This is a genomic window from Deinococcus sp. LM3 (genome assembly GCF_002017875.1).
In the GTDB taxonomy this organism is placed as follows: Bacteria; Deinococcota; Deinococci; order Deinococcales; family Deinococcaceae; genus Deinococcus.
In genome coordinates this window covers 88959-108414 of sequence record NZ_MUFV01000003.1, presented here as the reverse complement: position 1 = coordinate 108414, position 19456 = coordinate 88959, and the positions used below count along the sequence as shown (strand labels likewise).

19 protein-coding genes are annotated in these 19456 nt (G+C 71.8%); 8 read left to right on the top strand and 11 right to left on the bottom strand.

The window, feature by feature from the left end:
* Positions 1-17: 17 nt before the first annotated feature.
* From BXU09_RS16475 to BXU09_RS16440, 8 genes are all read right to left on the bottom strand, one after another.
* Positions 18-332, bottom strand: coding sequence for an SHOCT domain-containing protein (locus BXU09_RS16475; protein ID WP_078305435.1), 315 nt, complete (start codon positions 330-332; stop codon positions 18-20).
* Positions 329-1066: a CPBP family intramembrane glutamic endopeptidase gene (locus tag BXU09_RS16470; protein ID WP_078305434.1), complete on the bottom strand. Its 738-nt coding sequence runs from the start codon at positions 1064-1066 to the stop codon at positions 329-331. Before BXU09_RS16470 ends, BXU09_RS16475 begins: the two co-directional genes overlap by 4 nt.
* Positions 1063-1854, bottom strand: coding sequence for a hypothetical protein (locus BXU09_RS16465; RefSeq protein WP_078305433.1), 792 nt, complete (start codon positions 1852-1854; stop codon positions 1063-1065). The genes BXU09_RS16470 and BXU09_RS16465 overlap by 4 nt, the downstream gene beginning before the upstream one ends.
* A gap of 82 nt (positions 1855-1936) precedes the next feature.
* Positions 1937-3217, bottom strand: coding sequence for a polymer-forming cytoskeletal protein (locus BXU09_RS16460; RefSeq protein WP_078305432.1), 1281 nt, complete (start codon positions 3215-3217; stop codon positions 1937-1939).
* Between the two features lie 185 nt (positions 3218-3402).
* Positions 3403-4284 (bottom strand): hypothetical protein, encoded by an 882-nt coding sequence (locus tag BXU09_RS16455; protein ID WP_078305431.1) that lies wholly within the window; start codon positions 4282-4284, stop codon positions 3403-3405.
* Between the two features lie 885 nt (positions 4285-5169).
* Positions 5170-5679 (bottom strand): universal stress protein, encoded by a 510-nt coding sequence (locus BXU09_RS16450; RefSeq protein ID WP_078305430.1) that lies wholly within the window; start codon positions 5677-5679, stop codon positions 5170-5172.
* A 668-nt stretch (positions 5680-6347) separates the two neighbouring features.
* The gene (locus BXU09_RS16445) at positions 6348-7019 is read right to left on the bottom strand and encodes a response regulator transcription factor (RefSeq protein ID WP_078305429.1); all 672 of its coding nucleotides are present in this window, start codon (positions 7017-7019) and stop codon (positions 6348-6350) included.
* 74 nt (positions 7020-7093) lie between these two features.
* Positions 7094-7726, bottom strand: coding sequence for a DUF305 domain-containing protein (locus BXU09_RS16440; protein ID WP_078305428.1), 633 nt, complete (start codon positions 7724-7726; stop codon positions 7094-7096).
* 119 nt (positions 7727-7845) lie between these two features.
* On the opposite strand from BXU09_RS16440, the gene BXU09_RS16435 reads away from it, so the two are divergent.
* Positions 7846-8952, top strand: a complete 1107-nt coding sequence (locus BXU09_RS16435; RefSeq protein WP_078305427.1) for a HAMP domain-containing sensor histidine kinase — start codon at positions 7846-7848, stop codon at positions 8950-8952.
* Positions 8953-9104: 152 nt separating this feature from the next.
* Here BXU09_RS16435 and BXU09_RS16430 read toward each other — a convergent pair whose 3' ends face one another.
* Positions 9105-9755, bottom strand: a complete 651-nt coding sequence (locus BXU09_RS16430) for a chloramphenicol acetyltransferase (protein WP_055363068.1) — start codon at positions 9753-9755, stop codon at positions 9105-9107.
* Between the two features lie 74 nt (positions 9756-9829).
* Between BXU09_RS16430 and BXU09_RS16425 the strand changes: the two genes are divergently transcribed.
* The 7 genes from BXU09_RS16425 (at position 9830) to BXU09_RS16395 (ending at position 16542) form a co-directional block, all read left to right on the top strand.
* Entirely contained in the window at positions 9830-10603 is a 774-nt protein-coding gene (locus BXU09_RS16425) for a type II toxin-antitoxin system prevent-host-death family antitoxin (RefSeq protein ID WP_078305425.1), read from the top strand.
* A complete protein-coding gene (locus BXU09_RS16420; protein WP_168174648.1) occupies positions 10600-11514 on the top strand; it encodes a ParB/RepB/Spo0J family partition protein in 915 nt (304 codons plus the stop codon). The genes BXU09_RS16425 and BXU09_RS16420 overlap by 4 nt, the downstream gene beginning before the upstream one ends.
* Before the next feature lie 91 nt (positions 11515-11605).
* Positions 11606-12544, top strand: a complete 939-nt coding sequence (locus BXU09_RS16415; RefSeq protein ID WP_078305423.1) for a lysophospholipid acyltransferase family protein — start codon at positions 11606-11608, stop codon at positions 12542-12544.
* A gap of 2 nt (positions 12545-12546) precedes the next feature.
* Positions 12547-13803 carry an ABC transporter substrate-binding protein gene (locus tag BXU09_RS16410; RefSeq protein ID WP_078305422.1) on the top strand — a complete coding sequence of 419 codons (1257 nt, stop codon included), beginning with the start codon at positions 12547-12549 and terminating at the stop codon, positions 13801-13803.
* On the top strand, positions 13791-14651 hold the full coding sequence (locus tag BXU09_RS16405) for an ABC transporter permease subunit (protein WP_144012304.1): 861 nt from the start codon (positions 13791-13793) through the stop codon (positions 14649-14651). The genes BXU09_RS16410 and BXU09_RS16405 overlap by 13 nt, the downstream gene beginning before the upstream one ends.
* On the top strand, positions 14648-15454 hold the full coding sequence (locus BXU09_RS16400; RefSeq protein ID WP_168174647.1) for an ABC transporter permease subunit: 807 nt from the start codon (positions 14648-14650) through the stop codon (positions 15452-15454). The genes BXU09_RS16405 and BXU09_RS16400 overlap by 4 nt, the downstream gene beginning before the upstream one ends.
* Positions 15451-16542: an ABC transporter ATP-binding protein gene (locus BXU09_RS16395; protein WP_078305419.1), complete on the top strand. Its 1092-nt coding sequence runs from the start codon at positions 15451-15453 to the stop codon at positions 16540-16542. Before BXU09_RS16400 ends, BXU09_RS16395 begins: the two co-directional genes overlap by 4 nt.
* A 19-nt stretch (positions 16543-16561) precedes the next feature.
* On the opposite strand, the gene BXU09_RS16390 is transcribed toward BXU09_RS16395, so the two are convergent.
* Together BXU09_RS16390 and BXU09_RS16385 are read right to left on the bottom strand one after the other, a co-directional pair.
* Positions 16562-17668, bottom strand: a complete 1107-nt coding sequence (locus BXU09_RS16390) for an NAD(P)/FAD-dependent oxidoreductase (RefSeq protein WP_205684176.1) — start codon at positions 17666-17668, stop codon at positions 16562-16564.
* Positions 17665-19197, bottom strand: a complete 1533-nt coding sequence (locus BXU09_RS16385) for an NAD(P)/FAD-dependent oxidoreductase (RefSeq protein WP_078305418.1) — start codon at positions 19195-19197, stop codon at positions 17665-17667. The genes BXU09_RS16390 and BXU09_RS16385 overlap by 4 nt, the downstream gene beginning before the upstream one ends.
* Positions 19198-19456: the final 259 nt, after the last annotated feature.

The window sequence follows — 19456 nt, the reverse complement described above, 5'->3', positions numbered from 1 at the left end:
TGGAGGGCCGTGCCCCCTCATGCCCGTAGCCTCCGCCTGATGGACTCAAATTCCTCGGCGGTGATCTCGCCCCGCGCGAAACGTTCCGCAGCGACGCTCAGCGCGCTCCGCTGTGAGTTCTGACCGACGTCGTGGTCTACGCTGTTCGAGAACCAGCGGGAGAACACCACCACGCCCACGCTCAGAAGGATCAGAAACAGCACGGTCAGGACAGGCCAGAACCAGCTTTGATACGTGTTCCACATCATGGGGACCTCCAGTCGGGTCGTGCCTGCGGGGCGGGTCGCGGCGTGCTCGGGGAAACCCTTGTCTGGGATAAGACCGGACTTCATGGGATTGCCAGGGTGACCGGACGCTGCCTGCCCCGCATCAGGAACAGGCCGTAGAACGCGAAAGCCACGGTGAGGCCGATACCGGCGGCGGCGTCCCACGCGGGCGCGGCCCCGTCGCGTCCAGCGAAACTGGCGAAGTCGATCAGGGCGTGCACGGGCACCAGCGGCCAGATCACTGCGGTCCGGACGGCGACGGCGGCGAAGCAGAAGCCCACGGCCAGCGCGTAGGCGACCTGAACCAGGATCTGTGAGCCACTCTGTCCCGAGAGCAGGTTCAGCACGTGCGACCCCCCGAACAGCACGGAGGTGACGATTACCGCCGTCCACACTCCCCGGCCCCGCAGGGCGGTGAGCATCAGGCCCCGGAAGATGGTTTCCTCCGTGAAACCGATCAGCAGGGCCGAAACCAGCAGTCCCGCCGTGCTGGTCAGGCCCCGGAACTCCGTGCCTGCCGCGACGCTGAAGGCGACGGGCAGCAGCAGGGGCAGGAACCACAGCAGGTCACGTGACCGGACCGGGCGCGTGTATCCGGCCGCGCCCCACCAGCCCAGTCGGCCCAGCAACCCGGCCGCCAGCAGTCCCAGGACCACGTTGGCAGTGACGCTCACGAACCCTTCCGGCAGACTGGCGATCTGCGCGGCGGCGCCGGTCAGTCCGTACACCACCGTCACGGCGAGTTGCAGTAGCGCCACGAACCATAGCGGGTGCCGCTCGGCGAACGGGCGCCGTTTCATGGGGACTTCCCCCGTGGAATGCCGGGAGTCCGGGGCAAGGCAAGGGCCGCCCGCACGTCCGGCCGGAAGGCCAGCACCACGATCAGCACGCCGAGCGAACCGTATCCCACCTGCAGCCCGTCCACGCCGCGCACCATCACGACCTGCGTGACGATCCACACGAGCTGTCCCAGACCAAGCGCGACCGCGGCGCTCCAGGACCAGTGCTCACCTGTGAAGCGCGTGAGGCGTGTGCCCGCCGGCCAGACCGGACGCTGCCGCAGCGCCAGCACCGCGCCGAGCGAGCCGAGCCCGAAGACCGATCCGAGGAGCGCGCCGGGAATCAGGAAGTCACGGAACGGCGAGTATTGCAGCACTGACAGCGGGATGTGCAGCCACGCGCCCGACGGACGGCCGACCAGCCCGACCCCACCGATCAGTGCGCTGACGCCCAGGAAGAGCAGGCAGCCGAGAAGCCAGCGCAGGCTACGGGGTTGGGGAAGCTGTGTCTCTCCGGCTCGCTCTGCTGGGCCCTTCTCCGAGTCCGCCCGGGTTGAATGCTCCTGCAGACGGTTCAACCGGAGTCCGCCTGACAGCTCCAGCACCGATCCCACGAGCGTTCCGGCCGCGGCGCCACACAGCAACCCGAACACGAGGTCGCCGAGCAAGATCCCGGCTGTCATGCCCACGCCCGCGCCGAGGCCGATCAGGGTTCCCAGCGACAGGAAGCGCTGGGCCCGAACCGGCTGTGACGGCGGGCCAGACTGGGCAGGGGAACGCTGGCCTGAGGCCTGATCCCGGCCATTCATCCGGGCTCCTGAAGGCCGCACGTGGAAGCCTGTACCCGGTGTGGAAGAGCCGGCACCGCCGCGCGGGGCGCCCGGAAGGCGATCACGCGACCTGCGGCGCGCCGACCCGCGGAACGCCCGGCCGCCGGGGAGGGCCACTCAGCGTCAGCCAGAACGCCCCCAGGCTCAGAAGCAGGGCGCCCAGAGTCAGGAGCGCGCCCAGCACCGGAATCTGAAGCAGCAGGGCGACCAGGACCGCGCCGATGAGCGTGGCGGGGACCGGCGTCGCGGCCGCCTGGGGCCGCAGGGCATGCATGAGCCACGTGCCCATCAGGTACGCCGCGAACCCCTGCGCGCCCAGCAGTGAAGCCCAGGCGATCAGGGCGGCGCCGCCCAGCACCACGGGTGTCCCGAACAGCGCCAGCGGCACGCCCAGGCCACCCAGGCGCAGCAGGGTCAACGCGCCGGCCACCAACCCGAGGACCAGCAGGGCCAGGAAAGCCCCGACCGGCAGGCCGATCACGCCCAGCGTCCCGAACCCGAGGCTCGCCCCGGGAGCAGCGCGCAACCGGTCCCACACGACCTGCAGCCGGGGCCGGGCCAGCCAGAGCAGCAGCAGTCCAGCAAGCACAACGCCGGCAAGGGTGCTCAGGAACCCGGCGAACACGCCCGGGCGGGCCTGAACGGTCACGCCTTGCACCGGGGCGTACACGACCTGCCCGCCCACCACCCCGGCAGGCAGGGCCTCTGCGTTCGCCCCGGCACGCTGGAGGGTCAGGTCACCCGCGATCTTCCCGGCCCCCGTGAAACGCAGGCCGGGACTGCCGGACGCCATCCACCGGCCTGGATTGACGACCGTGTTCCCGACGGCCATCCTCGCGTTGCCGCCGATCACGCCTCCGACCTCGATTCCGTTCGCCCCGACGTACGCGTTGCGGGTCACGCGGCCGTCCAGCCGGGCCTGCGAGGCGCCCACGGCCACGTCCCGTCCGATCACGGCCCCCGGAGCCGTCACGACCTCGGAGCCGGCAGCGAGCAGGTCCCGCCCGATCCTGGCGCCCTCCCGAATACGGACGGTCGAACCCGCGAAGCGCGCCGACTGCGACACCCTGCCCGACAGGCTCAGCGTCTCGCCGGCACCAGACACGTTGCCGCGCACCTCGCCGGTGATGGTGACGGTGCGGCCACTGACGAACAGGTCGCCGTTGACGGTGCCGTCGATCCGCACGTCGTTCCCGGCCACGTACAGGTCGTCCTGAATGGTCTCGGACCGGGCCACAGTGACGGTGTCGCCGCTCCGCCCCTCGACAGCCGACGCGCCGCCGCCGAGGGTCAGAGCGATCAGACCGGTCGCGGCACTTCTGAACAGATCACTGGTTTGCATGGTGGACCTCCCGGTGGTTCTGGTGCGGCGCCGTCCGGTGAATGGTTCGCAGAATCCATTCAATCCGGACGGCGCGAGTGGAAGACGGGCGGGTTCAGAGCGTGGAGTTGACCACCCGGCGTTCTTGCGGGTGGTGAACGAAACAGACGGCAGTGCATATTGGCCGTGAACTCTGGACGCAGCCGTCAGCGCTCGGGCCGCGTGACGGTGACCGGCCCGACGCCACCCTGGACCCGCAGATCAATGCGGCTCCGGCCCTCCGCGTAACCGGGCGACGTGTAGGTGTCGCCGCTGCGCCGGAAATCGCCCAGTACCGTCACGGCCCCCACGCCAGGCGTGACCTGCACGTGGGCTTCCGTTCCGGCGGGCACCGTGACGCTCAACGGGCCCACGCCGCTGCGCAGGGTCGCTGAGAAGATCCCCCGCCCCGGGAGACTGATAGCGGCGCGTCCAACCCCACCCGCAAACGTGAAGTCAGTGACCTTCAGGCTGGAGAGGTCAAGTGTGGTGTCTCCAACGCCGCCCGTGACCCTCAGCACCAGTGGCACGTCCGGTGCGAGCGTCAGAAGCCAGCGCGCGGTGTCCTGGCCGAGACGACCGAAGAAGACAACATTCGCCCCGGCCCGGCGGACACCCAGGCGCACCATCTGTGCGTCACCGCTGACCGTGACGCTGCGCTCCAGCCGCTCGCCACGGTTGAGTTCCAGCGTGCCGGCGATCAGGGTGCCAGGCTGGCCGGCGCCCACATCCAGGCGCCCCACGGAAGGAGACAGATCGATCTCGGCCAGAGTCGCCGTGACCGGCAGATCGAGGGTTTCGGTCACCGCGACGCCGCCGACTGCCGGGCGAACGACGTACCAGGCCCCCGCCACCAGCAGCGTCGCACCGACCAGCCCGAGGGCCAGTTGCCTGCCCCAGGGGTAAGGGCGCGTGATGAGGGCCACGCCGATCACGATCATCACCAGCGGCGTGCCCCAGCTGTCAAGGCCGAGCACGTCGAACAGGGACAGCGTGCCGATGACGAGCAGGACGTAAGCCCAGCGACTGACGTTCGGTGGCTTGCCCACCCCGGCCAGTGGAGCCGTGATTCCCGGTGGAGGCGGTCCGGCGGCGCTCACTGGACTTCCCTGGAGCAGGCTCGTCCGCTGGAACGGGGCGTTCGTGGGTTGTTCCTGTCTGTTCTCGCGCCTGAATCCAGCAGGGCGCCCAGGAACACGATGAGGAGGGCGGAAACGAGCGCTGTGTCCATGGGGGGCCTTCAGTGCCGGGAACGTGTGCCTGACGGGGTCGTGCGGAGCGCCGCTTCAGAGGACGGCCCTTGCGCGGAAGATCGGACCGCTCCCCTTTCCGGAACGTCTGGTGAGGTCACTCCGGCCCCCACGTCTACATGCCCCCGTGTTCGCCTGCGGGTAGCTTCGCCAGACGCCCGGATGCCAGATGCCCGGCTGCCAGACACCCGGATCGCAACTGCGACGGCGACCGCCAGGATAAAAATGACCGCGACGCTCACGGGCTCTTTCTCTGTTCGTTGAAATCAGCGGGGCAGGTGGGACTGGCCGTCACGCCGAAACGGGCCAGCACCCAGCGGTCCAGACCCCACCAGAATGATTTGCAAAAACCGTTCAATCCGAGCGGACTCGCAGAGCTTCGCAGAAGAGCGAGTAGGAGCAGAGCGGATGCCGGGCGTGGAGTGGGCAACCCGGTGGTGTTCCGGGTTGTTAACGAAACAGACGGCATTCCGTATTAGCCCGGCGCAGAGGTCTGAAGGGGCCGCGCGGCAGGGGCAACTCACGTCGGGATTTCAGATTCCAAATGACAACATGGAGCCAAGAAGGCAAGAGAAATCTCCGCGATTTCTGGATGTTGCTGCCTGTCTCCCGATCGATCTGCCTTACGTTTGAGAAATCCTGCTCTCATTTTTGGGCGACGTGAGTTGCCCCTGGGCCGCGCGTTCACGCGCTGACCTCTGACAGGACGGCTTTCTGTGATGTGACGTGCCGCTCTGCCGGGGAGGTTGCGGGTCTCGGTGCGCGTACCAGCAGCACCGGCACCCCGACCCGGCGCATGACACCCTCGGCCACGCTGCCCAGGAAAAAATGATCCAGGCCGCTGCGGCCGTGGGTGCCCATGACGACCAGCGAGCTCCTTTGCTGCTCAGCCACATCGGCGATTGCCTGCGCGATGCGCGGATCGCCGCCCTCCACGCACAGCAGGCGGATGTTGGGAGAGCCCAGCGACCTGCGGGCATCCTCCAGCAGGCCCTGACCCTCGGCTTTTGCGCTGCTGCGGGCAGCGGCCGGGTCGAAGGTGACGGCCGGTTCGCCGTAGATCACGGGGACGGGAGGCACGACGTACAGCACGGTCAGGGTGCCGTGGTGGCAGCGGGCCATCTCGGCGGCGACCGGCAGAGCGAGCGCGCTGAGGGGGCTGCCATCAATGGGAACGAGAATCTGATCGAACATGGGGATCTCCTGATGGCTCCGGTTGAATGGTTCGCAACAACCGTTCAAGCTGCCCGGCCGGCGACTGGTTGAACCCCGTCACACTAGGCGCCTGGCGCTTGAAATCGTCATCGTGAACCGGCATGTTCTCGCCGGGGCGTGCGCCCCGCATGTGCAGAGTCGCGGTTGCCTGCCAGCCTGGCACCGTGCCCTCATACGGACTGCCGTCTGTATCGTTGACAGATCGGAACATCGCCGGGTTGCCAGCTCCACGTCCGGAACCCGCCCTACTCCCACTCTGCGGGGCTGCTCTACGAGTCGCATCCGCTCGGACCCATCGGCTTTACAAACCATTCAATCGGAGTCCGTATCAATGGCCCGGCACAGGCGCGGGGCGTCTGCCGGTCGGGGCAGCGCATGAAGACCGGCTCTGGTCACCAACGCCGGGCTTGGCGACAGCGGCCAGGGCTGGTGAAGCCGGCCAATACGGACTGCCGTCTGTTTCGTCGACAACCTGGAACGGCACCGGCTTGCCCACTCCACGCCCGGCATCCGCTTTGCTCCCACTCGCGCTGCGGCGCAGGTCTACGAGGCCACTCGGCTTGAGCGAAGTTTGCAAACTATTCAACCGGAGTCATCGCGGACATCCACTGCCCCGGGAGCGGCGCCGGAAGGTGGGATGCGCCGGCTCAGTTTCCGTCCTCGCGGAAGCGGTAGCCGACGCCCCGCACCGTCTCGATGAAGCGGGGCGTGTCCAGCGTGTCGCGCAACTTGCGGCGCAGACTGGTGATGTGCACGTCCACGACCCGCTCGGTGCCGGGAAAGTCGCTGCCCCACACGCGCTCCAGCAGGCGCTCGCGGGACCAGGCCATGCCTGCGTGCTGCGCCATGGTGGTCAGCAGGTCGAACTCCAGTTTCGACAGTTCCACCCGCGCGCCGGCCAGCCGCACCTCGCGGGCCCGGAGGTCCACGTGCAGCTCTCCGACCCGGAAGGCGGTCTGCACCCCGGCCCGGCGCAGCAGCGCACGGACGCGGGCCGTGACCTCACGCGGGCTGAAGGGCTTGACCACGTAATCGTCCACGCCGCCGTCCAGGCCGCGCAGTTTGTCTTCCTCCTCGCCGCGCCCCGTGAGCATCAGCAGCGGCACGGTCAGACCGGCGCGGCGGGCGTCGCGGGCGAGCTGCACACCGGACAGGCCGGGCAGCATCCAGTCGATGACCGCCACGTCCGCGCGGGCCAGCAGGTCGCGGGCGTCCGGTCCGGTCCGCGCCTCCAGGACCGTGTGGCCCTCAGCACTCAGGTAGGTGCGCAGGATTTCCAGGATGGCAGGGTCGTCGTCGACGATCAGGACCGTGGGCATGGAGTCACTCCGGGCCGGGGTGGAGCGGGCCGCGCCTGGACTCTACCGTGCGGGCGGGCGTTCATGGCGCCGGCTTACAGGCCCCGTTTGCTGAGCCAGGTGCGGTAGTCGAGCATCTCGGCGGCCTGCGCGGTGATGATGGCCTTCGAGAGACTCAGGATGCGGGTGTCCTGTCCGCGTTGCAGGGCGAGGTTGGCCATGTCGATGGCGGACGCGTGGTGCGGCAGCATGCCCTGCACGAACGCCACGTCCGGGTTCCGGGCCTTGCGGACCAGATCACCCATGCCGCCCATGCTGCGTTTCATGGTGGCGGCCATGTCGGTGTCCGTGCCGCCCAGTCCCTTCAGGAGCGTGTTCATCTGGTTGATCTCACGCTGCTGGTCGCGGATCACGGCGTTCGCCCAGGCTTTCACGGTCGCGTCGCGGCTGACAGGCAGCGCGGCGCGGGCCATCTCGACGGCCGCCTGGTGGTGCGGGATCATCATGCTCAGGTACGCGCGGTCGAAGGCGCGGCCCCGCAGGGCGCCCAGTTCGCTCAGGCCGGTCATGGCGTGACCCGCGTGGGCCGCGCCGGACTGGGCCGCGCCAGACTGGGAGGGCATCGTGTGACCCGCGTGACCCGGCATGGACTGCGAGGAAGCGGGGCCGGACAGCGACAGGGCCACGAGGGTCAGCGGAATCAGGGAGGTGCGGAGCGTCACGTTCATGCTCCTACCCTAGAGAGCGCGTGTTCAGCTTGTGTAAAGCTGCGCGCCACCTGCCAAGCCCTCCCCTGTTCGCCCCTCTCCCGTTCGACAGGGCCGGGCCGCTGGAGTAGCGTGGCGGCATGCGCCTGTTTCCCCGTCTGCTGCTCAGTCACCTCGCGGTGATCACCGCCATGGGGGCCGTGCTGGTCCTGACGGCAGAACTGGCGGCCCACCCGTTCATTCAGCGGCACGTGGACGAGATGGTCCGGCAGATGGGCGGGGCCGGCGCGGGCATGCGTGACGACCTGAGCCACGGCATGCGCGAGACCCTGACGCGGGCGCTGCTGACCGCGCTGCCGCTGGCGCTGCTGGTCGCGACGGCCACCGCCTGGATCGCCGCGCGCCGCGTGACCGACTCGGTCAGGACCTTGCAGGCGGGCAGCGCCGCGCTGGCCAGCGGCGATTACGGGCGGCAACTGCCGGAAGGCGGACAGGACGAACTGGCGGAACTGGCGCACAGTTTCAACGTCATGGCCGGCACGCTGGCGCAGGTCGAGCAGGGCCGCGTGGAACTGATCGGGAACGTCGCCCACGAGCTGCGCGCGCCCGTATCCGCCGTGCGCGGCTACGTGGAAGCCGCGCAGGACGGCCTGATGGACAGCCAGGATGCTATGGGTGCCGTCCACCGGGAGCTGGGCAGCCTGGAACGCCTGGCGCGCGACCTGAGTCTGGTCAGCCGCGTGGAGGCCGGGCAGGTGGACCTGCGGCCACAGGTAACGGACGCGCGGACCCTGCTGGAGCACGCGCAGCAGCGCTTCGCCCTGCCCTTCGAGGAGCGGGGCGTGACGCTGCGGGTCGGGCCGCTCTCCTCCCCCATCCCAGTCTGGACGGACCCGGAACGCGCCGCGCAGATCCTCGGCAACCTGCTGGGCAACGCCCTGCGGCACACGCCGCAGGGCGGCCGAGTGCAGGTCACCGCGCACGCCCACGCGGGCCGGGTACAGATCACGGTGCAGGACACGGGGTCCGGGATCGCCCCGGATCACCTGGAGCGCGTGTTCGAGCGGTTCTTCCGGGCCGACGCGGCCCGCACGCGCGGCGAGGGCAGCGGCGTGGGCCTGACCGTGGCGCGCGGACTGGCCCGCGCCCTGGGCGGCGACCTGACCGTGCAGTCCACCGTGGGCGAAGGCAGCACGTTCAGCTGGACCCTGCCCGCGCTCCCGCCGGGCGAACGCGATCCCGGCTGAACGGTTCTCCCGGCGTCATACGGACTGCCGTTTGTTTCGCCGACAATCCGGGACTTCACCGGCTTGTCAGCTTCACGTCCGGAACCCGTGTTGCTCCCACTCGCATCGCTCGGACCCAGCGGGCTTTGCAGCCCATTCAATCGGAGTCCGTATCAGGCCGGGTCGGGACCGAGCAGGCCAGGGTCGTCGAGGAGGGTCTGCACCCGGCCGAAGTACTCGGCGACGTGGCGGCCGTCCATCAGGGCGTGGTGCACCTGCACGGACAGCGGCATGGTCAGCCGCCCGTTCTGCGGCGTGAAGCGCCCGGTCGTGAGGCGCGGAATGGAGTCCGGCGGCGTCAGGGACTGCGCGTGGGTGATGCCGGTGAAGGCCAGCCAGGGCAGGCTGGACAGGTACAGCAGTTCGTCCTGGCCGGGCGTGACGCTGACGTGCGGCTGTTCGCGGCTGGCGCGCAGGGCGTCGGCCGCGCCGCTCAGGAAGGTGGGGGCGTGCGGGCTGTACGGCAGGGCGCAGAAGCGGAACAGGTCGTCGTGTTCCTCGGCGGCGGTGACGGAGGGATGCACGACGTCGTGCTCGACCACCTGCTCGCCACGGATGCGCCAGCGGAACGGCTGGAACTCGTTCGCGGCGCGCGCCAGGACGTAGGTGGTGGCGACCATGAAAGGCGCGCCGCGCTCCCGGACGTGGGCGTGGAAGGCCGTCACGTCGACCGGGGCGGTCACGTTGAAGTCCGGCTGGGTGTAGGTCCTGAACAGGTTGAAGTGATGACGGCGGGGCCAGGTATCCAGTTCCAGAATGCGCACGGGGCGTAGCGTAGCGCGCCTGCGGGCGTGCGGGCCCGGTTGAGCAGGTGTGTACACATGTGTACACTTCAGGCATGACGTCGAAACGGGTGGGTGTGCGGTCCCTGCGGGAGGAACTGCCGGAGGTGCTGCGTGAGGTCAGCGAGACGGGTCAGCCGGTCACCGTGACCCGGCATGGGCAGCCGATGGCGACCATCGTGCCGGGCGTCCCGGCGCAGCTGTCGGCGCGGCCGCGCATCATCGCGCTGACCTCGCTCAAGGGCGGGGTGGGCAAGACGACGCTGACCATGCACCTCGCGGCGGCCATCGCGCAGACCGGCGAGTCGGTGGTCGTGCTGGACGCCGACGAGGAGGTCAGTGCGCTGCGCTGGCAGCAGCACGCACAGGCCGAGGGGGTCACGCTGCCGTTCCGGGTGCAGGCCGCCGACCGCAACAGCCTGATGCGGCAGGCGCGGCAGCTGGCGCAGGCGGGGCAGACGGTGGTGATCGACACGCCCCCGAACAACCGCGAGGTGCTCAAGAGTGCGGCGACGGTCGCGGACGTGGTGCTCGTGCCGGTCCTGCCGACCGGGATGGACATCGACCGGCTGGCGACCACGCTGGAACTGCTGGCCGACCTGGAGGCCGCGCTCCCGCGCTTCAACTACGCGATCGTCCTGAACCGCTTCGACGCCCGCAAGGGCATGGCGCACGAGGCGAACGCCGCCCTGAACAGCCACCCGCGCCTGGACACGGTCGTCCGGTCCCTCAGCGCCTACGAGAAGGTGTTCGGCGGATCACCCACCGAGCTGGCGCAGTTCCGGGAGATCTGGGACGAGATCCTGGGCGCCATGGGCGGTCCGGCGTGAACGCCTTCGGGCGCAAGGGCCCGCGCCTCACGAACCTGCTGGAGCGCGCGCAGTCGTTCACAGCGCAGGACGGGGCCGGCGCCGCCCCGGCAGCCCCGCAGACGCTACCGCTGGACCTGATCGTGCCCAACCCGCGCCAGCCGCGCCGGCACTTCGATCCGCAGCAGCTTCAGGATCTGGCGGTCAGCATCGCCGAGCGGGGCGTGCTGCAGCCGATCATGGTGCGGCCCTCCGGGGAGCGGTTCGAGATCGTGTTCGGCGAGCGGCGTTACCGTGCGTCCCGGCTGGCCGGGCGGCGCGAGATCCCGGTGATCGTGCAGGCCGTCTCGGACGAGGAGTTCGAGGTGATCGCCACGCTGGAGAACCTGCAACGCGCCGACCTCAACCGCTTCGAGGAGGTGACGGGCAAGCTGACGCTGCTGGCCCGCACGCTGAGCTTGGACGTGCAGGACGTGCCCGCGCACCTCAAGCAGATGCGCGCCAACCCGCAGGCCCACCCAGAGGACGTGCAGGTCGCCGAGCAGCTGTTCGCGCAGCTGGGGGGCGAGCAGTGGGTGTCGTTCGTGGTGAACGGCCTGCCGGTCCTGTCCCTGAAAGAACCGATGCGCGCGGCCGTCGAGCGCGGCGAACTGGCGTATTCCAAGGCGCTGCTGATCGCCCGCGCGCCCGCCGCCCTGCACGCGGAACTCGTGGCGGAGGCGATCGCGCAGGGCTGGACCCAGGCGGAGGTCCGGGCGCAGATCCGCGCGCGGCAGAGCTCCAGCCCAGCGGCTTCCGGCCCGGCCACTTCCGGCGATACCCTGCGGGAGCTGCGGCGTCAGCTGTCGCCGGCCCGGCTCGCGGCCCTGCCGGAGAAGCAGCGCGCGCGGGCCGAGCGCCTGATGGCCGAACTCGGTCAGCTGCTGTCCTGAATATCGATATTCAGGGAGGCGGGCCGGGCGGGCGGTTCTGTCATGCCGGCAACACACCCGCCCGGCCCGCTGCGGCATCCTGACGGCACCCATGCCGACTGAACCGGGCGTAACCCGCGCCGCCGCCTCCCCGCCAGCTGGCCCCGTGACGCTGCGCGCCGCGCCGCAGGGCCAGCTGGCCGCGCTGCGCTACGCCCTGCGCGGCCAGGGGCTGCTGTGGTGGGAACTGAACCGGCTGGCGCGGTTGCCGCCGGACCTGTCGCCCACGCGCCGTTACGGCGTCCAGCGGGCGTTCAGCGCGCGGATCCTGCGGCACCTGCGGGTCCGGGCGGAGGTGCGCGGGCCGGTTCCGGCAGGCGGGCCGTTCCTGATCGTCGCGCTGCACGAGAGCGTCACCGATCCGCTGTGTCTGGTGCGGGCGCTGCCGCTCCCGCTGCGCTTCGTGGCGCGCGACGAGATCTTCGGCTGGCCGGGCGTCGGACCGGCCGTGACACGCCTGGGGCACGTCGCCATTCACCCGGAAGCGCAGCTGGGTGGGTACCGGACCCTGCTGCGGGCCGCGCGGGACATCCTGGCGGGCGGCGAGAGCCTCGTGGTGTTCGCGCAGGGCACCGTGGCCGGTATCGAGAGCGACTTTCAACGCGGCGCCTTCGAACTGGCGCGGCGGCTGGCCGTGCCGGTCCTGCCGGTCGCGCTGAGCGGCACGCACCGCATCTGGGAGCATCCCTTCACGCCGGCGCTACGGTACGGGCAGCGGGTCACGGTGCAGCTCCTGCCGGTGGTGGGCGTCCCGGAGATCCTGTCCACCGACCCGGACGTGCTGCGCGTGCGGGTGAGGCGCGCCCTGAAAGCCGCCGCGACCCGCCCGGACGCCGCCCCGCCCCGCCATTACCGCCCGGAGCGGGACGGCTACTGGGACGGGTACCGGCTGGACATCGATCCCGACTACCCTGAACTCGCACGGCACATGGCCGATCACCGCGCGGCGCGCGCCGCACAGCCCCCCTCTTCTTCCCCCCTTCCGGAGTGACCATGACCCGAATTCGCCCGACCACCTCTTCCTCTACGATCATGGCGCCGCTGCTCACGGCGCTGCTGTTCACGGCGACCCCACAGGCGGCGGCCCAGGCAGCCGCCCCGGCGAAACCGTCGGCGGCGTGGACGGCCACCGAGCGGGCCGCGCGCGGGCAGACCGTGAACTTCTACATGTGGGGCGGGTCGGACAACATCAACCGCTACGTGGACACGGTCGTGGCGCCCGCCGCGAGGAAGCTGGGCGTGACGGTGCGGCGCGTGCCGGTCACGGACACCGCGCAGGCCGTGAACAAGGTGCTGGGCGAGAAACGGGCCGGGAAGGTCCGGGGCGGCAGCGTGGACCTGATCTGGATCAACGGCGAGAACTTCCGCACGGCGCAGCAGGCGGGCCTCCTGAAGACCGGCTGGGCCGAGTCGCTCCCGAACGCGCGGTACGTGAACTGGAAGAGTCCGGCAATCCGCACGGACTTCGGGTTTCCCGTGAACGGCAGCGAGTCCCCGTGGGGCAGCGCGCAGTGGCAGTACGTGTACGACAGCGCCCGCGTGAGCCCCTCGGAGTTGCCGCGCTCGTTCGCGGCGCTCGCCGCGTGGGCGCAGCGCCACCCGGGCCGCTTCACGTTCCCGGCCCCGCCGAACTTCTACGGTAACCGCTTCCTGCGGCAGGCGATGTTCGAACTCGGCGGCGGGCCGCAGGCGTTCGCCGGGCCGTTCCGCGAGGCGACGTGGCAGCGGGCCTCCCCGAAACTCTGGTCGTACCTGGACGGCCTGCGCCCGAACCTGTGGCGCGGCGGGCGGACCTTCCCGGCGGACCTGCCGCAGCTGTACACGCTGTTCGCCAACGGCGAGGTGGATTTCGCGTTCGTGCAGAACATCGGCGGCGTCGCGGCCGAGGTGCAGCGCGGCCTGCTGCCGAAGACGGCGCGGGTGTACCTGTTCGACGCGGGCACCGTCTCGGATACGCATTTCGTGGCGATTCCCTTCAACGCGGCGCACGCGGCGGGCGCGCAGGTCCTCGCGAACCTGCTGCTGCGCCCGGACCTGCAACTCGCCAAGCTGTCCGGCGACACCTGGGGCGACGGCCTGGGCATCGATCCGGGCCGGGTGGGTCCGGCGTTCAGCGCGCAGGTGAAGGCCGCCCTGAAGGTCGGGCCATACACGCTGGACCCGGCGCTGCTGGCCCGCCGGTCCTTCAGCGACGTGGACGCCACGTACGACCGCCGCGTGCAGGACGGCTTCCGCGCGTGGCTGAAGTAGACCGGAGCGGCGGGACGGGGCGCCGGGCGTTGATGGTCGCCCCGGCGCTGCTCGTCACGGCCGGGCTGTTCGGGGGCGGCCTGATCCTGACCGTCCTTCAGAGCGTGGGCGTGGACCCCGTGCTGGGCGGGCAGGAGGTGAATTTCGCGGCGTACCGGACGCTCATGGCGGACCCGGCGGTGCGGGCCTCGCTGCTGCTGACGCTGGGCGTGGCGACCCTGAGCACTGGCCTGTCGGCGGCGCTGGGCACGGCGCTGGCCCTGCTGCTGAGGCGCGCGGGCCGGGCGCGGCTGCGCTTCCTGGCGGGCCTGACCCTGCCGGTCCCGCACGTGCTGGCCGCCACGCTGGTCCTGCTGACCCTCTCGCAGAGCGGCCTGCTGTCACGCGTGACGGCCGCGCTGGGCCTGACGCGCGGCCCGCAGGACTTCCCGGCGCTGCTGTTCGACCCGCTCGGCGTGGGCGTCGTGCTGGAACTCGTGTGGAAGGAGACGCCGTTCGTGGCGCTGCTGGTCCTCGCGGCCCTGACCCGCCTGGACGGGCGGCTGCACGACGTGGCCCGCAGCCTCGGGGCCGGGCGGGCCGCGCGGTTCCGGCAGGTGACGTGGCCCGCGATCCGCCCGGCCCTGCTGACGGCCTGCGTGCTGGTGTTCGCGTTCGCGCTCGGGACCGTCGAGGTGCCGCTGCTGCTGGGCGCGACCAGTCCGACTACCCTGAGCGTCCTGGCATACCAGGCGTTCACGGACACCGACCTGGGCCGCCGCCCGCTCGCCATGGCCCTGAGCACCGTCCTGGCGGCGCTGGGCGCGCTGCTGCTGTGGTCGTACGTGCGGACAGGGCCGTCCCGGTGAGCGGTCTGAGCCGCCCCGTGCCGCGCCGCTGGACGCCGGGCAGCGTCCTGCTGGGCGCGCTGCTGCTGGCCGGGGCGGTGGGACCACTGCTGCTGCTGGGCGTGTGGTCCCTCGCGGGCGCGTGGTTCTACCCGGCGCTGCTGCCCGGCGAGTGGAGCCTGCGGGCCTGGGCCTCGGCGCTGTCCCCCGACACGCCGCTGTGGGCGTCGCTGTGGGGCAGCGTGTGGGTGGGAACCGTGACCGCCGTGACCGCCACCGCCCTGGCCCTGCCGGCCGCCCGCGCGCTGAACGGCTGGCCGGGCCGGTCGCGGGCGTGGGTGCACTCAGCGCTGCTCGCGCCGCTGATCCTGCCGGCCTTCGCGGGCGTCATGGGCATTCAGGTCGTGTTCATCCGCCTGGGACTGGCCGACACGCCGGCCGGCGTGGTCGCCGCGCACCTGATCGTCGCGGTGCCGTACGCGGTGGCCGTGCTGAGCGCCACCTTCGCCGGGTACGACGCCCGCCTGGAGGACGCGGCCCGCACGCTCGGCGCGTCCCGCGCGGCGGTGTGGTGGCAGGTGACGCTGCCCGCCGTGCGCTCCGGCGTGCTCGTGGCGCTGCTGATGGCGTTCCTGGTGTCCTGGAGCGAGTACCTGCTGACCCTGATCGTGGGCGGCGCGCAGGTCCGGACACTGCCGCTGCTGCTGTTCAGCGCCGTGCAGGGCGGTGACTACGCCCTGAGCGGCGCGCTGGGACTGGTGTACCTGCTGCCGCCGCTGCTGGGCTTCGCGCTGCTCGCGCCGCGCCTGAGGAGCGCCGCGTGACCCGCCTGGAACTCGACGGGATCAGCGCCGCGCACGGCGGCCACCCGGTCCTGCGCGGCGTGTCCCTGAGCGTCGGCAGCGGCGAACGCTTCGCGCTGCTCGGCGCGTCCGGCAGCGGCAAGAGCACCCTGCTGCGCGTCGTGGCGGGCCTGCACCCACCCACGCAGGGCGACGTGCGCCTCGGGGGCCGCAGCGTCCTGAGCGTGCCGCCCGAGGCGCGGGACGTGGGACTGGTGTTTCAGGACCCGCTGCTGTTCCCGCACCTGAGCGTGGCCGGGAACCTCGCCTTCGGCCTGCGGCAGCGCCGGGTACCGCGCGCCGAGACCGACGCGCGCGTCGCGGACATGCTGACCCGCACCGGCCTCCAGGACCTCGGGCCGCGCCGCGCGGGGGCGCTGTCCGGCGGGCAGGCCGGCCGCGCCGCGCTGGGGCGGGCGCTGATCACCCGCCCTCCCCTGCTCCTGCTGGACGAACCCCTCAGCGCCCTCGACGCCCCGCTGCGCCGTGACCTGCGCGAGTGGCTGGTGCGCGAGGCGCAGGAACGCGGCACGACGCTGCTGCTCGTCACGCACGACCAGGAGGAGGCGCTGGCGACCGCGCAGCGCATCGGGTTCCTGGACGGCGGGCGGCTGGCGCAGGTGGGCGAACCCGCCGAACTGTACGCGCGGCCCGCCACGCTGAACGCCGCACGGTTCTTCGGCATCCGGAACTTCCTGCCGGGCGTGCAGGACAGCGCGGACGTCATGACGGCGCTGGGGCGGCTGCGGGTCGCCCGGCCCGGCCACGGCCCGGTGACGGTCACCGTGCGGCCCGAGGCGATCCGGCCCGGACCGGCCGCCGTGAACACCCTGCGCGCCCAGGTGCGGCAGGTGTCGTTCGCGGGAGCGTTCTGGCGCTGCGAGCTGACCGTGCCGGCGCCGGACATGGAGGGACCGGGCATGGGTGGACTGGGGGGCCAGGAAACAGGGCTGGTCTGGCACGCCCCGCCGGACGCCCCGCCCCGCGCCGGGGAGACCGTCACGCTGCACCTGCCGCCCGCCGCCTGCTGGACCGTCCCGGAACACCCTGAGGACCGCCCCGGCGCGTGACGTTCAGCGTGGGTCGGCTCTACCGTCCGGCCGGAAAGTCGGTGGGGTCACGGCGCAGGAACCGGCGCAGGGCCACCGTCACGGCCCGCGCGTCCGGACCGGCGGCGCGGACCGTACCGGACGCAATGGTCCGCGCGCCGGGCAGGCCCACGAAGTACAGGCCTGGCACGCCCAGGCTGACGCCCAGCCGCTGCCGGGGTTCCCCCGCCCGGTCGAGGGCCGACTCCGGCAGGAACGGCGCCCCGAAGCGGTAGCCGGTCGCGAGAATTACGGTGTCCACCTGCTCCTCCTGACCGCCGGGCCAGCGCACGCCGCGCGGCGTGAACGCCGTGAACACCTGCCTGACGGGCACGCCCCGCAGCGCGGCGCGCAGGCCCGGCACGGCGATCACGGGCTGCGCGTCCGGCACGCGCCCCAGTGCGCCCAGCGGCAGGCGTTCCAACCCCGACCACGCCAGCCAGTCGGTCAGGTCATGGCCCAGCGGGCGCTGCGGGATCAGGTGCGGCACCCGGCGTACTGCGAGCGTCACGTCCGCCACGCGCGCGAGGTCCGCCGCGATCTGCACGGCGGAGTTTCCCGCGCCGACCACCACGACCCGCTGCCCCGCGAACGGTTCCGGGTGCCGGTACGTGGCGGCGTGCCGGATCTCCACCGCCGTGCCCGCCTGACCGGGAAAGTAGGGCGTGACCGGCGTGCGGAAGGTGCCGGTCGCCACGACCACCGTCCGCGCCGCCCAGGTGCGGCCGTCGCGCGCCGTGACCTCGAAGCCGCCCGGCTGGCCCCTACCCAGCTCGTCCGGTCGCGGCGTGACGCGCGTGACGTCCGCGCCCGTCTCGACCGGCAGGGCGTGCGCGTGGGCGTAGGCGCGCAGGTACGCGGCCATCCCGTCACGGGTGGGCGCGCGGTCCGACTCGCCCGGAAAGAGCAGGCCGGGCAGCGCCGAGTGCCGCGCCGGCGTGAACAGCGTCAGGCTGGCGTAGTACGCGGGCCAGGACCCCTGCGGCGCTGGCCCGGCCTCCAGCACCCGGAAGCTCAGGCCGGCGCGGGCCAGCCAGTACCCGGTGGCCAGTCCGGCCTGCCCGGCCCCGATCACCAGCGTGTCCAGCAGGGTCGGGGCGGGTGTCACCCGGCGTCCGGTCGGGCCGGGCGGGACCGGCCGAAATGCTCGCCCTGCGTGAACAGCCCCAGGTAAGTCTGCCGGACGGCCTCCGCGAAGGTGGGGTACGGCGCGGGCAGCAGCGCCGTCCGCAGCGGGTGGATGCCCAGCCGGGGCGTGACGCTCAGCAGCTGGATCAGTTCCCCGGCGCGGCGTCCGACGACCTGCGCGCCCACGACCTGCAGGCCCAGCGGCGAGCCGAGCCGGTCACGGACCGCCACCAGTTTCACGAACCCCTCCCCGGCGTTCTCGGTGGCGGCGCGGTCCAGGTGCGAGAAGTCGTACTCGACGACCACGGCGCGCCCCCCGTGGGTCTGCGCGGCCTGCGCCTCGGTCAGACCCCACTGCGCGGCCTCCGGGTCGGTGAACGTGACGTGCGGAATGCGCTCGGCGCGTCCGGCGGGGGCGCGAAGCCGCGCCGCGACCCGCCCCAGCGGTCCCAGGCTGCCCAGCCCGGCGAGCGTGCCGCGTTCGGTGGCACCATGCGTGAACATCGGGCCGCCAACCACGTCCCCGGCGCCCCACAGGTACGCGCAGCCGACCGACTGCATGCTGGGCCGGACGGTCAGGCCGTCCTCGGTGAAGGGCGCGCCGATCACCTCCAGGCCCAGGCCCTGCACGCGGGGCCGTTTGCCGGTGGCGAGCAACAGGTGGGTGCCGAGCACCGCTTGGCCCGGCAGTTCGACCTGCACGCCGTCCGCCTGCCCCAGAACCCGCCGCGTCTGGACCTGCCGCGCGTGCGCGTTCAGGTGCACGGTCACGCCGTCCGCCCGCAGCGCCTCCAGCACCGCCGCCGACGCTTCGGGCTCGTCGCGCGGCAGCAGGCGGGCGCCGGTGTGCAGCAGCGTGACCCGGCTGCCCAGCCGCGCGAACGCCTGCGACAGCTCACACCCGACCGCGCCGCCACCCATCACGATCAGGTGCTCGGGGCGTTCAGGCAGCTCGAAGACCGTCTCGTGCGTCAGGAACGGCACGCCCCGCAGGCCCGGCACGTCCGGCACGCGCACCTGCGAACCGGTCGCCAGGATGAACTCGGCGGCCGTCACGGTCCGCTGCCCGCGCGCGTGCGTGACCTCCAGTACGTGCGGCGACACGAACACCGCCTCGCCCGCGATCACATGCACGCCCGTCGCCGCCAGGGCGGCCGGGGCGTCCACCCGCTCGAAGGAGTCGATCACGCGCCGCACCTCGGCCCGCACCGCCGCCCAGTCCGGCTGGCCCGTCACGCTCAGGCCCAGTGCCTGCGCCCCGCGCGCCGCGTGTACCCGGCCCGCCAGGGACAGCAGCGTCTTGGACGGCACGCATCCCGTGAACAGGCACTCGCCGCCCGTCCGGTCCCGCTCGACCATCACGACCCGCCGCCCCTGCGAGGCCGCCACACCCACCGCCGTCAGGCCCGCCGATCCGCCGCCGATCACGACCACGTCCGCCGTCAGGGGGGTCAGGTCCAGATCCGTGGGTCTTGCCCAGTCGTGCCCGCCCGCGCTGCGTTCCGTCATGCTGCCCTCCCGTGGCGCCCCCACCTGCGGGCCGCGTAGACCGGCAGTGTAGGGGCAGCGGGGGCCTTTGGGGTGTCGTTCAGCACACGGACTGTGGATCAGTGGATCAGGTGTGGGCGCGGCGCCGGGCCCACCACGAGCCGGCCATGAGCAGCGCGGCCGCGCCGAGCAGTCCGGCTGATGCCAGCACGGTCACGAGGCGCACGGTCTTCTCCTGCAGTGGGTGCAGTCAACGCATGGTGGAACCTCCGGATGAATG

Coding starts and splice junctions, on each gene's coding strand:
- BXU09_RS16475 (WP_078305435.1), bottom strand. CDS start 332: ATGAAGTCCGGTCTTATCCCAGACAAGGGTTTCCCCGAGCACGCCGCG.
- BXU09_RS16470 (WP_078305434.1), bottom strand. CDS start 1,066: ATGAAACGGCGCCCGTTCGCCGAGCGGCACCCGCTATGGTTCGTGGCG.
- BXU09_RS16465 (WP_078305433.1), bottom strand. CDS start 1,854: ATGAATGGCCGGGATCAGGCCTCAGGCCAGCGTTCCCCTGCCCAGTCT.
- BXU09_RS16460 (WP_078305432.1), bottom strand. CDS start 3,217: ATGCAAACCAGTGATCTGTTCAGAAGTGCCGCGACCGGTCTGATCGCT.
- BXU09_RS16450 (WP_078305430.1), bottom strand. CDS start 5,679: ATGTTCGATCAGATTCTCGTTCCCATTGATGGCAGCCCCCTCAGCGCG.
- BXU09_RS16445 (WP_078305429.1), bottom strand. CDS start 7,019: ATGCCCACGGTCCTGATCGTCGACGACGACCCTGCCATCCTGGAAATC.
- BXU09_RS16440 (WP_078305428.1), bottom strand. CDS start 7,726: ATGAACGTGACGCTCCGCACCTCCCTGATTCCGCTGACCCTCGTGGCC.
- BXU09_RS16435 (WP_078305427.1), top strand. CDS start 7,846: ATGCGCCTGTTTCCCCGTCTGCTGCTCAGTCACCTCGCGGTGATCACC.
- BXU09_RS16425 (WP_078305425.1), top strand. CDS start 9,830: ATGACGTCGAAACGGGTGGGTGTGCGGTCCCTGCGGGAGGAACTGCCG.
- BXU09_RS16415 (WP_078305423.1), top strand. CDS start 11,606: ATGCCGACTGAACCGGGCGTAACCCGCGCCGCCGCCTCCCCGCCAGCT.
- BXU09_RS16410 (WP_078305422.1), top strand. CDS start 12,547: ATGACCCGAATTCGCCCGACCACCTCTTCCTCTACGATCATGGCGCCG.
- BXU09_RS16385 (WP_078305418.1), bottom strand. CDS start 19,197: ATGACGGAACGCAGCGCGGGCGGGCACGACTGGGCAAGACCCACGGAT.